This is a genomic window from Azospirillum lipoferum, from assembly GCF_024170005.1.
Taxonomy (GTDB): Bacteria; Pseudomonadota; Alphaproteobacteria; order Azospirillales; family Azospirillaceae; genus Azospirillum; species Azospirillum lipoferum.
The window spans coordinates 135,651-148,286 of the sequence record NZ_JALJXJ010000011.1; the positions used below are offsets into that span (position 1 = coordinate 135,651).

Annotated in this window: 8 protein-coding genes; 3 read left to right on the forward strand and 5 right to left on the reverse strand. The window is 64.4% G+C overall.

Annotated elements, in window-relative coordinates; all coding sequences use genetic code 11:
- Positions 1-29: 29 nt before the first annotated feature.
- Entirely contained in the window at positions 30-1,028 is a 999-nt protein-coding gene (locus J2848_RS23990; protein ID WP_149232879.1) for an ABC transporter ATP-binding protein, read from the reverse strand.
- A 189-nt stretch (positions 1,029-1,217) separates the two neighbouring features.
- Between J2848_RS23990 and J2848_RS23995 the strand changes: the two genes are divergently transcribed.
- Positions 1,218-1,397 carry a zinc-finger domain-containing protein gene (locus tag J2848_RS23995; protein WP_412504566.1) on the forward strand — a complete coding sequence of 60 codons (180 nt, stop codon included), beginning with the start codon at positions 1,218-1,220 and terminating at the stop codon, positions 1,395-1,397.
- Between the two features lie 28 nt (positions 1,398-1,425).
- Here the strand turns inward: J2848_RS23995 and J2848_RS24000 are convergent, their stop codons facing one another.
- A complete protein-coding gene (locus J2848_RS24000; RefSeq protein ID WP_170307122.1) occupies positions 1,426-3,147 on the reverse strand; it encodes a bifunctional protein-serine/threonine kinase/phosphatase in 1,722 nt (573 codons plus the stop codon).
- A 74-nt stretch (positions 3,148-3,221) separates the two neighbouring features.
- A complete protein-coding gene (locus J2848_RS24005) occupies positions 3,222-4,058 on the reverse strand; it encodes a formate/nitrite transporter family protein (RefSeq protein ID WP_149232880.1) in 837 nt (278 codons plus the stop codon).
- Between the two features lie 661 nt (positions 4,059-4,719).
- Here J2848_RS24005 and J2848_RS24010 point away from each other — a divergent pair.
- On the forward strand, positions 4,720-6,777 hold the full coding sequence (locus tag J2848_RS24010; protein WP_149232881.1) for a sensor domain-containing protein: 2,058 nt from the start codon (positions 4,720-4,722) through the stop codon (positions 6,775-6,777).
- A 54-nt stretch (positions 6,778-6,831) separates the two neighbouring features.
- Here the strand turns inward: J2848_RS24010 and J2848_RS24015 are convergent, their stop codons facing one another.
- Together J2848_RS24015 and J2848_RS24020 are read right to left on the reverse strand one after the other, a co-directional pair.
- The gene (locus J2848_RS24015; RefSeq protein WP_149232882.1) at positions 6,832-7,629 is read right to left on the reverse strand and encodes a LuxR C-terminal-related transcriptional regulator; all 798 of its coding nucleotides are present in this window, start codon (positions 7,627-7,629) and stop codon (positions 6,832-6,834) included.
- Positions 7,630-8,340: 711 nt separating this feature from the next.
- Positions 8,341-11,103, reverse strand: a complete 2,763-nt coding sequence (locus J2848_RS24020; protein ID WP_246194010.1) for a carbohydrate-binding domain-containing protein — start codon at positions 11,101-11,103, stop codon at positions 8,341-8,343.
- Positions 11,104-11,444: 341 nt separating this feature from the next.
- On the opposite strand from J2848_RS24020, the gene J2848_RS24025 reads away from it, so the two are divergent.
- Positions 11,445-12,632 (forward strand): glycosyltransferase family 4 protein, encoded by a 1,188-nt coding sequence (locus tag J2848_RS24025; RefSeq protein WP_149232884.1) that lies wholly within the window; start codon positions 11,445-11,447, stop codon positions 12,630-12,632.
- Positions 12,633-12,636: the final 4 nt, after the last annotated feature.

A 12,636-nucleotide genomic window follows, 5' to 3' on the forward strand; every position in this document is an offset into this window, starting at 1 on the left:
GCCCCAACCCGAAAACAGCCGCCAATCCGCTATGCCGCATGGATTACCCCTGTGTCGCTGTGAGCACCACCCGTCAGTTGGAGGAATATATCTTCAAGATCCGATTCCTCGGTCGTGACATCGACGATCCCAATTCCCGATGCCGCCAGGGCCGACAGGATGGCGCCGGCACGCTGGCGGCTCGGCTGATAGCGGACGATCATCCGCCGCGGCTCCGGCAATTCCACCGTATAGCCGTCCAGCGACGGCGGGGCGGCGGTCAGGTCGCGCTCCAGCGTCAGGCATAGCGCCTTGTTGTCGACCCGCCGCAGCAGCGTCGTCTTCGGCTCGCACGCCACCACCTGACCGTGGTTGATGATGGCGATGGTGTCGCACAGCTCCTCCGCCTCCTGGAGGTAGTGGGTGGTCAGCAGCACGGTTGTGCCGGACTTGTTGAGGACACGCACGTAGTCCCAGAGCTGGCGGCGCAACTCCACGTCGACGCCGGCGGTGGGTTCATCGAGGATCAGCACCGGCGGGGTGTGGACCATCGCCTTGGCCACCATCAGCCGGCGCTTCATGCCACCGGACAGCGAGCGGGCGTGGGCATCGGCCTTGTCGGCCAGCCCGACGGCGTCCAGCAGTTCTTCCGTCCGGCGCTCCTTCTTAGGCACGCCGTAGAGGCCGGCCTGAAGCTCCAGCATCTCGCGCGGGGTGAAGAAGGGGTCCATGTTCAGTTCCTGCGGCACCACGCCGATGGAGGCGCGAGCGCGGCGCGGATGCTCCGACACCTCGTGGCCCCAGATGCTGGCGGTGCCGCCGGTCTTGTTCACCAGCCCGGCCAGGATGTTGATCATCGTCGACTTGCCCGCGCCGTTGGGGCCGAGCAGGCCGAACAACGACCCGCGCGGAATGGCGAGGTCGATGCCCTTCAGCGCATGCTTCGGCCCGGCCTTGCCGGTCGGCTGGTAGATCTTGGTCAGGCCGCGCAGCTCCACCGCATTGGCCGGGAGCGAGACGGGCGTGGGGGTATCGGTGGGCGCGGCCATTGATCCTGAACCATGATGATTGCGGTTGATGAAAAAGCCCGCGCGTCCGGTGGTTTCCCCCGTTGATCCGCGGCGCACGATGGGTATCATCCGGCCCGCGCGCGCGGAACCCCGATCGGGGTGCCCGGACAGCGGGCGTGTCCACGATGGCGTGAACCGGCGCGCCTGTCAAAACAGAGGATGACTGCCATGCAGCCGACCGAGACGATCCTTGTTGAAACCTCGACCGTCGGGTGCGACGGCGGCGGCGGCGCGCTGGGCCATCCGCTGGTCTATCTGACCCTGGATCGCGAAGGCCAGGTCGAATGCCCCTACTGCTCGCGCCTGTTCAAGCTGAAGGAAGGCGCCAAGGTCGCCCACGGGCACTGATCGAGCACCTGTCCTGCCGGCTGGCCGATCAGATGCGGCCGGCCAGCAGGACCAGCACGGCCAATGCCAGGAACGCCGACAGCCCCTGCCAGAAGGCCAGCGGGTTGCGGTCGATCAACGGGCGGCGGGTACCCGCCACATGCTTGCGCGGGTGGCGCAGGTCGTACAGGAACTCCGACAATTCCTGATAGCGCTTGGCCGGGTCCGGATGGACCGCCTTGCGCAGAACCCCGTCGATCCAGGCGGGAATGTCCCGCTGGTCGTTCAGGGCCGTGCGATAGGTGAGCTTGCGCTGGCGCGCCCGCGTGGTGGCCGTCGCGGCATCGGTGCCATAGGGCAGGCGGCCGGTCAGCATCTGATAGGCGATGACGCCGAGCGCATAGAGATCCGATGCCGGCGTTCCGCCCTCGCCCAGCAGGTATTCCGGGGCGGTGTATTGCAGCGTGCCCAAAATCTCGCCGCGGTCGGCGTCGGGCATGGTCTCCAGGATGCCGGGTACCAGGACCGAGCCGAAATCGACAATTTTAACTGTCCCAGTGCCGTCGATCATCACATTGTCCGGCCGCAGATCCTGGTGCAGCATCTCCAACCGGTGGAAGGCCTGAAGCCCCTTGCCGATCTGCTCGACGATAGAGCGCACCGTGGGCAGGTCGGAGCTGGGATGGTCGCGCATCCATTGGGTCAGCGTCTGCCCCTCCAGATACTCGGTGACGACATAGAGGTGGCGGCGCGGCCGGCTCTGCGGCGGCGGCTTCAGCACATGAGGGCTGTTGAGCCGGCGGGCGATCCACTCCTCCATTAGGAAGCGGCGGAGATGGGCGCGGTCATCGCGCCGGTCGATGGCCGGCACCTTCAGCGCCACCGCGGGACCACCCAGGCCGTCCTGGGCCAGATAGACGTGACTGCGGCTGCTGGCATACAGTTCGCGGAGGATGCGGTAGCCCTCGAACTCCGTCCTCGGCTCCAGCAGGGGCGGCAGGGGCAGGTCGGACAGACGGTGGAACAGGTCGCCGGCATCGGCGTCAGGGACCGTGTCGATCCGGATGATCTGGAGGGTCAGGTTGTCGGAACTGCCGCGCCGCAGCGCCTCCTCGACGGCGAGTCGGGCCGCGCGGTCAAGGTCGTCGGCGTGATCGGCGATGGTGCTGATTAAAAATTCGGCATCGACATGCTCATAGACGCCGTCGGTCGCCAGCAGAAAGACGTCGCCGGGCTCGACCGGCAACTCGCGGCAGTCGATCTCCACATGCGGCACCACGCCAATCGCCCGGCCGAGATAGCTGACCTCCGACGAAACCACCACCCGGTGGTCGGTGGTCAGCTGTTCCAGCGACCGGCCGGCGACACGGTAGATGCGGGAATCGCCGACATGGAACAGGTGCGCGGTGGCGGATTTCAGCACCAGCGCGCTCAGCGTGCAGGCATAGCCGCGATCCTGGTCGTAACGGTACTCGCTGCGCCGGTTCTGGGCGTGCAGCCAGCTGTTGGTCGCAGTCAGCACCCGCTGAGCCGCCGTCCTCACCGACCAGCTTTCCGGCGTGCAGTAATAGTCGGTCAGGAAGCTCTTCACTACGGATTCGCTGGCGATGTGGCTGACCCGGCTGGTGCTGATGCCGTCGGCCAGCGCCACCGCGATGCCCTTCATGTCCAGCAGCGGTGCGGTCGGGATCAGCGCCCCGTGGAAATCCTGGTTGGACTCCTTCCGACCCTTGTCGGAGCACTGTCCGATGGAGATCCGCAACTCTTTCACAGTACCTGTTCCACTCAAGGAAAACCCCGGCCCAAGACGGACCGGGGTGGTGGCGGATGAACGGGCAGGACGGCTTATTCGGCCGGCTGCAGGCTGGTCTGCTGCAGGCGGCGCTTGGGCGCCGTGCGGACATGGGTGGCGTAAAGCGTCAGGCCGGTAAAGGCCAGACCACCGATCAGGTTGCCCAGCACCGTCGGCAGTTCATTCCAGATCATGTAGTCCATGATCGAGAAGTTGCCGCCCATCAGCATCGCCGACGGGAACAGGAACATGTTCACCACCGAATGCTCGAAGGTCATGCCGAAGAACAGCATGATCGGCATCCACATGGCGATCACCTTGCCGCTGACCGAGGTGGAGATCATGGCGCCGACCACGCCGGTGGAGACCATCCAGTTGCACAGCATGCCGCGCAGGAAGATGGTCAGCATGCCGGCCGCGCCATACTGCGCATAGCCCAGCGTCCGGTTCTCGCCGATGTGGGAGATGACCGAGCCGACCTTGTCCGGCGGGGTGGAGAAGCCGTAGGTGAAGACGACGGCCATCATGAGCGCCACCGTCAGCGCGCCCAGGAAATTGCCGACGAAGACCAGTCCCCAGTTGCGCAGCACGCCGCCGATGGTAACGCCCGGCCGCTTGTCGATCAGCGCCAGCGGCGTCAGCACGAACACGCCGGTCAGCAGGTCGAAGCCCAGCAGGTACAGCATGCAGAAGCCGACCGGGAACAGGATGGCGCCGATGATCGGAAATCCCGTCTGGACCGTGACCGTAACGGCGAAGACCGCCGCCAGCGCCAGGATCGCCCCGGCCATGTAGGCGCGGATGACCGTGTCGCGGGTGGACATCAAAATCTTGGATTCGCCGGCATCCACCATTTTGGTGACGAACTCGGAGGGCACCAGATACGACATGACAAGTCCCCTTGGAACAAGCGCTGAAGAAACGGCACGCAGCGTCCGGTGGAGCCCGCGCGGCACCGGTCCGGTGCGGGGCGGGGAGAGGCAGGACGCCATGCGTGTGATTTGGGTGCGGGCCTCAGTCTTTGGGTCCGCGCTGGTCAAACCGCCGTTGGCTTGAACGGAATGTCATCTGCACGGGGTGTGCCAAACGCCGGAGTGCAGCAAACCGGCGGCATTTCGATCACTGCCGCTATGGCTGCAACACCAAGATGAGTCACAGTTGCCCAAAGACTGGGCGGTGCTGGATAAAAAACAGCCATTCGAGCGGGGGCGATTGTGAGACCTGACAAGTAAGCTGCTGTCGCCGCCGCGGCGACAGGGAGGAAGTCTTTCAGAATTTTAACCGTCTCCTGAAGCACTATCATTCCGAATCAATGCTTTGGCGGGAAATGGGAGGTTGATCCTCTGGCAATGGTCAGGTTCGGTTACCTTTTTGTTATATTTTCCCTTCGTACTATGACACAGTATCGGTGATGTCGCTTGACGGGGCTCATCGAACCGGCGTCTACTTTGCCGCATTGCGGAAAGGTGGCAGTTCCACAATCGTTGTTTGAGTTGCAGGCTTATGTTGTTTCCAGGCGGTTCGGGATTGGCGTCGGATGAGGCGCGTACCATGAGTCATGAGACTGAAGAGCAGTATCGCAGCATCTTCGAGAATGCTGTCGAGGGCATCTATCAGACCACCGTCGACGGCCGTTACCTGCGGGTCAATCCGGCACTTGCCGACATCTACGGCTATGCTTCTCCCGAAGACCTGATCGCCAACCTCACTGATATCGCCTGCCAGCTCTATGTCGATCCCGGCAAGCGCGAGGCCTTCGCCGATCTGATGGCCCGCCAGGACCGCGTCCATAGTTTCGAGGCGCGTGTCTTCCGCCGCGACGGCTCCATCATCTGGATCTCCGAAAGCGCGCGCTGCGTGCGCGACGCCGCCGGCCGCATCCGCTATTACGAAGGCACCGTCCAGGACATCACGGAACGCAAGCAGCACGAGGAGAAGATCCGGCTGCTCGCCACCGTGTTCGACAGCGTCGCCGACGGCATCCTGATCGTCGACCCCGAGCTGACGGTCCAGGCGATCAACCCCGCCTACGAGATCATGACCGGCTTCCAGCGGGAGGAACTGCTGCGCCGGCCGCTGGTGCTCTTTGCCCCCGGCTCGCACGAGCGTGAGTTCATCGATACAGTCTGGACCACGGCGCGGCAGATGGGGCGCTGGCAGGGGGAAGTCACCAGCTTCCGCCATTCCGGCGACGCCTTCGCCGCCGCCCTTTCGGTGACGTCGGTCCGCGCGCCGAACGGCGTGCTGGAACATTATGTCCTGACCATCGCCGACATCAGCCAGCGCAAGTCGCAGGAACACCAGATCCGCTATCAGGCCAGCTTCGACAGGCTGACCGACCTTCCCAACCGCTGGCTGGTCTGCGAACGGCTTGAGGAGGCCATCGCCCGGGCGCAGCGCAGCAAGAGCAAGGTCGCCGTCGCCTTCCTCGACCTCAACCGCTTCAAGCAGGTCAACGACACGCTGGGCCACCATGCCGGCGACGAGCTGCTGAAGCTGGTGGCCAAGCGGCTGCGCAACTGCACCCGCATGACCGACACCGTCGGCCGGCTGGGCGGGGACGAGTTCCTGATCGTCGCCCCCGATGCCGCCGATCGTTCCGCCGGCGCCCGGCTGGTTGAAAAAGTGCTCTATTCGATGTCGGAGCCGTTCAGCGTCCATAATCAGGAGCTTTTTTGCGGTGCCTCCATCGGCATCGCCTTCTATCCCGATGATGGCGACACGGCGGACCAGCTTCTGCGCAACGCCGATCTGGCGATGTACCATGCCAAGCGCAACCCGGAGCACAAATACGTCTTCTACGACGCCGGGATGCGCGAACGGTCGGGCTTCACCCTGGGGCTGGAGAGCGACCTGCGCCGGGCAAGCGGCGGCGGCGAGTTCGAGCTGCATTTCCAGCCGAAGATCGATCTTGCCGGCAATCGCACCATCGGGGCGGAGGCGCTGATCCGCTGGCGCCACCCGGTGCGCGGCATGGTCAGCCCGGCGGAGTTCATTCCACTGGCCGAGGAGACCGGCCTGATCTGGGAAATCGGCGCCTGGACGCTGATCGAATCCTGCCGCCGGCTGGCCGACTGGATCCAGCGCGACCTGCCGATCCCGTCGGTTTCGGTGAACCTGTCGCCACGCCAGTTCCAGGACGCCCGCCTCGTCGGCTTCGTGCGCAGCGTCGTGGAGTCCGCCGGCATCCCGGCAGACCGGCTGGAACTGGAACTGACCGAAGGGGCGATGATCGGCGACATCGAAAAGGCGGTGACGATCCTCAATGGACTGAAGGATATCGGCGTCAGGTTGTCCATCGACGATTTCGGCACCGGCTATTCCTCGCTGGCCTATCTGAAGCGCTTCCCCATCGACACGCTGAAGATCGACCGCAGCTTCGTCCGCGACATCGTCAAATCCACCACTGACCCGGCGATCGTCGGCACCATCGTGAACCTCGCCGAAAGCCTGGGCTTCGACACCATCGCCGAGGGGGTGGAAACGCAGGAACAGGCCGACATGCTGCGCCAGCAGCGCTGCACCCGCATCCAGGGCTACCTGATCAGCCGACCGCTGCCGATCGATCAGTTCGAAGTCTTTCTCGGCAACAGCGTGGTTCCCGCCTGAAAACCACCCTCTCCCGCGGGGCAGGAGAGGGGACTGCATGCCATCACGCCGTTTTCAAGGCGCTGTCCGCTCCAGGAAATACTCCATCTCCTGGATGATGCCGCTCTGGGCGGCCCACAGGGCAGCTTGGGTGCGGTTGCGGACATTGATGGTCTGCATGATGTGGCGGACGTGCAGCTTGACCAGATCCTCGGTCATCACCATCTCGCGCGCGATCTCCTTGTTGCTGCATCCGTCCATGATCAGCTTCAGGATGCGCGCGTGGCGCGGATAAAGGCCGGGATAGCCCAGCAGTTCGGTTTCGTGCTGGGTCATCGCCCCATCCTCGCCGCCACGGCGCAGCGCGGTGGGGGAGAAATAGTCGAAGCACTCCTCCGGCACCACCGGCTCGCCGGCATGGATCAGGCGCAGGGCCAGGACGAAGGCTGTCGGCGCCATCCGGTTCAGCAGATAGCCGCGCACCCCGAACCGCAGGGCCATCCGCATGTGATGGGCCGAAAATTCGTCGGCGATCATCGCCAGCTTGGCCTGCTCGCCGTACCAGCTGCGGAAATTCCAGGCGTCGGTCTTCAGAGAGGCGAGGTCGAACAGCACAATGTCGGCGGCCCGGTCGGCGGAGACGTTTCCGGGCGGCGCTTCCAGCGTGAGCACAGCCCCGCCGGCCGAGATGCCGGCGGAATAGCGGTCGGGGCCGCCGTTTGTCCGGCCATTCCACATCGTCTTGGGTGAGAGGCCAGTTACAAGCCGGCTTTGCGGATCGATGACCTCGAAGCAATCGTCCAGGATGTTCAGGATGGATTCGCGCAGCAATCGACTTTGATTGTGAACAATCACACGAATGCGATCGGACATGTCCGTCTCCCCCAGTATAGACGAAATGGTGGACGGCATCGCGCAGCCGGAAGGCAGGCTTTCCCCCCTGGACGCTGTGCTTGGACGTCGGCGGTACCGGTGCGTGGCAATGCAGGTCTGCCGGGTTCTTTTGCCCGGCGGTCGATCTTCGGCCCCCCGTTCGGACCGTTGCCTCCGCAGTCTCCGATATCGCCGCGCTCGGCCGCGCAATGCCACAGTTCCGATGGACGATGCACGTTGTATCGGTGATCTCGTGCTCGCCCGATCGAATTTAGATCAAACTATGATCCGGCACTCACGGCATTGTCTGCTGCACTTTTGGAATTGTTCCAGGCTCAGTGGGGGGGAGAACCCCACTGTCCGGGCAGAGTCCTTCGTCAGAAGGCCGGTAGTAATAAGTCATTCTTGCGCGGGGATATGGAGGTGATTACCCGTTAAAGACAATGGCATCTCCGGTGGGGATCGCCAAATGGGAACGGTCCGAAGAGATGGTGGTCAAACGATATTGACAATAGCAGAAGAGGAAATTTACCACTCATCAACTTATATTAGATGGATTGACTTCGCCGCTATCGACCGCATGCGAGTTCACCATCGATAATATAGACTCTTAAGCAGCCGTTACCAGGAGAATTTTCGTTGACCATGCAAACGAACATGGAGACCCGATAAATGGGTCTCCATGTTCGTTCCGGTAAGCTGTACCGGGGCCTAGGCTGCCACGTCGTGGGTGACGGCGTAGACGCCGGTATCCCAGCGGGCGATAGTGGTGTCGAAGCCGCCGACACCGTTCACCACGTCGAAGCCCTGCGTGGTGTTGTGGATCAGGTCCTGTACCGTGTAGTGGCCATTGGCGAGCTGAAGTTCCACATGGGTGGCCACCGCCTTACGCGCCGCGGTGTCGTTGAAATCGACCCGGTCGGAGGCGACCACGATCAGCCGGTCCTTCTGGTCGTAGAAGCCGTAGCCGGTGATCTGGGCGTCCGGATCCTTGTCGGTGAAGCTCAGCGGGTGGTGATAGTTCAGCGCCTCGTCACCGATCAGAACCGGGGCCTTGGCCTTCAGGGCCGCGATTTCGGCGTCGCTGAACAGGTTGTGCCCCTCGTAGGTCGCCTGCGGAATGATGAAGGCGCTCGGCGTGCTGGCCTTGGTCATCGTCGACAGGGCGGCGTCGCTGACGTAATAGCCGAAGGGCACACCGGCATCGTGCAGCTTGGTGATCGGTTCCAGCAATTCGCCGAGATAGGCATTGCCGATGGAATTGCCGGCCGGTTCCAGCGCATTCATCGCCTTTTCGGCATTGGCGCTGTAATAGAGCGCCGGGCCGAAGGGGCGGGTCGGCACGATGTCGCGCAGCATGTCCAGCCAGGGCTGCTTCACCTCGCCCCAGTCGTGGTAGCTGCGCGACCACTGCTCCGCCGCCCGGCGCATGCCGCCCTGGTCGTCGGCGATCATCGTCCAGCCGCTTTGCAGCCAGGTTTGTTCCAGACGGCCCCAGCCCAGCTCGTCGCGCACCGTGCCGGTGACGCCGGTGTAGAGGCTGTTCACCGCGCCCCAGTAATCATCCTCGGACGAGGACATCATATGGCCGAAATGGGCGTCCGGCGCGCGGGCGGCATGGATGCCCAGCATTGCCTGCTCGTAGGAGGCCGGAGCCTGCTTGTGCTGCATCTCGAAGCGCTCGAGGGTCTGCACGTTGAACAGGATGTCCTTCTCGTTCATCTTGTCGGCGATCACGCGGACGTCGACCCCGGCGAACTCGCGCATCGCCGCCGGGGTGAACGATACCTGGGTGGTCAGCCAGGCCGCCTTGCCGGTGTTCTTGACGATTGCGTCGTCCAGCGCCTTCCAGCCATAGGCCCAGCCGTCGACGAAGTAGTCCAGCCACTGGGTCGGGTGATTGTCGACGATGTCCTGCGCCTGCTGCGCCAGCGTGCTGCCGGCCACCTTGATGCCGGTCTTGCTGCTGAATTCCGCAATCATGCGGCTGTTGAAGAAGTCCATTACGCCGGAATGCGGGCTGCCGTCGAAGAAATCGGCCAATTCATAGCCGCGGGTGCCGGTCAGGGCGGACAGGCGCCCCAGCTTATCGGCCATCCAGTCGGCGTAATAGGCGGTGCCGCCGGTCCAACCGGCCGGCGCGTCCTTGGCGTCCAGCGGCATCAGCGGGCTGACATAGCCCCAGCCATAGGGGTTGCTGCTGTCGGAATTCAGGATGTTGCCGTCGCCGTCGCGGCCCAGATACTGCGGATGGGCCTTCACCCAGGACACCCACGCCTTGTGGCCGCCGAGGCTGGCGAACTCGCCGCCGCTCTGCGAGGATTCAAAGGTATCCTCCCACAGTTGCAGGCCGATCAGCGGCATCACCCCATCGGCCAGATGGCCGGCGGCAACGTCGCGTGTCTCCTTCAGATGGGCGGCGTTGGAGTAGTCGGGCACCGACTCCCAGAACAGGTGCTGCGGTGCCAGCCCGCGGTCGGCCCCCCAGGAAATGGTCGACACGTCCGACATCAGCGGCGGCCGGTCGCTGCTGACCCCGGCGCTGGCGCTGTGGTCGTTTTTCGGCAGCGTGACGGCCGGTGCCGTCGGAGTGGTGGGAACTGTGGGAGTGGTCGTCGTGGTGCTGGCCAGCATGTCCTTGGTAACGGGAATGTTCAGCGTGCCATTCCACCACAGCCCCTGCTGGCCGGCGATGACATCCTTGCCGTCCAGTGCGCCGCGGTCGTAGGTGACGCCGGCGGCGGTGGAGGCGACGCTGTGCCCGTTCACCACGACGGAGCCGACATAGAGGCTGCGGTCCTGTCCGTTGACGACGGCGTCGTTGTCGTACTGGACCTGGACCTTGTGCGCCACGCTCGGGTCGAGATCGACCGTGAACTTGTAGGCGGTCTGGCTGGTGGCGGCCACCTTGGCGTCGCCCACCGCCTTGCCGTCGACCAGCAGCTTGAAATGTGGCGGCACGCCGCCGGCGCTGGTACCCCAGGCATTGACGACCACGCTGTAGGACTTGGTCGCGGCCGCGGTCGCCACCGGAGTTGCAAGGATCGCGTCGGCCGCCGGGGTTGCCGGGAATAGGGAGGCAGGCAGCGGCATGTTCAGCGCGCCGCCCCAATAGAGGGCTTCCTGGCCCTTCACCACGTCCTTCCCGTCCACCGCACCCTTGTCATAGGTGACCGACGGATCGGTAGCGGCAATTGCCGTGCCGTTCACCGACACGGCGCGGACGAACAGGTTGCGGTCTGCACCGCCGGACATCCCGTCATTGTCGTAGACGAGCTGAAGGTTGTGTGCGCTGTCGGCGGCAACCTTGGCGGTGATGGTGTAGCGGCCTGCGGTACTGCTGTTCACCGTCGCCTGGCCGATGGTCGTGCCATCGAGCTTGAGCGCCAGATGCGGCCAGATGCCGCCGGCAGCCTGTCCCCAAGCGTCGATCGCAAAGGTGACATCGATGAGATTGGACCCGGTGGGCGACATCGGCACGACTCCTATTAATCTGATATTAAGATCTTCCGAAACTGGGGTACCCGTATCGGTCGGATTACCCTTCTCGTTGGGAGTAGTCGCACGAATGGTTATGTAATTGAGAGAGTCATTGTTGGGACATGACTCCGTCTCATCTTTGACTCTTCCTGGAAAATCGATTTTGAGCCTGCGAATGCTTCAGACACTGAAAGACTTGGTCCGGCACCGGCAGTCTTAAGCCTGTTGTGTGAAGATCGTATCTTTCGTTTGTTTGGCGTCGGTTCCGGCTCCGTGGTCCACTTCGGCACGAACCGCCGCGGATACCGCAGATCAGGCAGGGCAGGAGACCTCCAATGCGCACCCAATCCCTGCGCATCGCCGTCGTTACGCAGAAGATCGTCCGCCATGACGGGCAGGGGCGCGTGAACGCCGTCGTGGTCGAGGAACTGCTACGCCGCGGGCATGAGGTCGTCGCCATCGCGTCCGAGCTGGCCGACGAGTTGACGCGTCATCCCCGCCTGCGCTGGATCCGGCTCGACGGGGGAGGCGTGCCGACACAGTTGGCAAAGGACCAGCTGTTCGCTTGGCGAGCCAGCCGGGCTCTGGCGCGGGAAAGGCGGACGGGGATTGATCGCGTGGTGGTGAACGGCTTCGTCAGCTGGGCGCGGTCGGACGTGAATGCGGTGCATTTCGTCCATTCCGCCTGGATGCGCTCCCCCACCCACCCGATCCGCAAGGGCGTCTCGCCTCTGTCGCTCTACCGGGTGGTCTACACGCTGCTGAATGTCGGGTTCGAGCGCTGGAGCTTCCGCCGTGCCGGCCGGCTGGTGGCGGTGTCGCGCACCGTCGCCGACGAACTTTTTCGGGACGGCATCGAACCGGAGCGGCTGAGCGTGATCGACAATGGCGTCGATGTCGGGGAGTTCCGACCGGGCACGCCGGACCCGGCGCTGTTCGGCCTATCACCCGGCCGGCCGGTGGCGCTGTTCGTCGGCGATGCCCGCAGCGACCGCAAGAATCTGGACGGGGTGCTGCATGCCCTGGCCGAGGTGCCGGATCTGGCGCTGGCAGTGGTCGGCGACGAGCGCGGCGGGCCGTTTCCGGCGATGGCGCGGACGCTGGGCGTGGAAGAGCGCGTCCGCTTCCTCGGCCACCGGCGCGATGTGGCGGCACTGATGCGGGCGGCCGACCTCTTCGTCTTCCCGACCCGTTACGAGCCCTTCGGCCTCGTCCTGCTGGAGGCGGCGGCGAGCGGCCTGCCGGTCATCACCACCCGGCTGGCCGGTGCCGGCAGGCTGCTGGAAGACGGGGCGGCCATTCTGCTGGACCATCCGGACGCGCATGCCGAACTGGTGCGCGCCATGCGCAGTCTCGCCGTCGACCCGGTGCTTCGCCGTCGCATGGGCGACGCCGGCCGCCGCATCGCCGAAGGCCAGGATTGGTCGGTGACGGCCGGGCGCTATGCCGACCTGCTGGAGGAACCGGGGCCTTCGGGGCAGGTGGCCGAGGCGCAGCGGCTGCTGGTCGGGTCGTCTCCCTGAACGG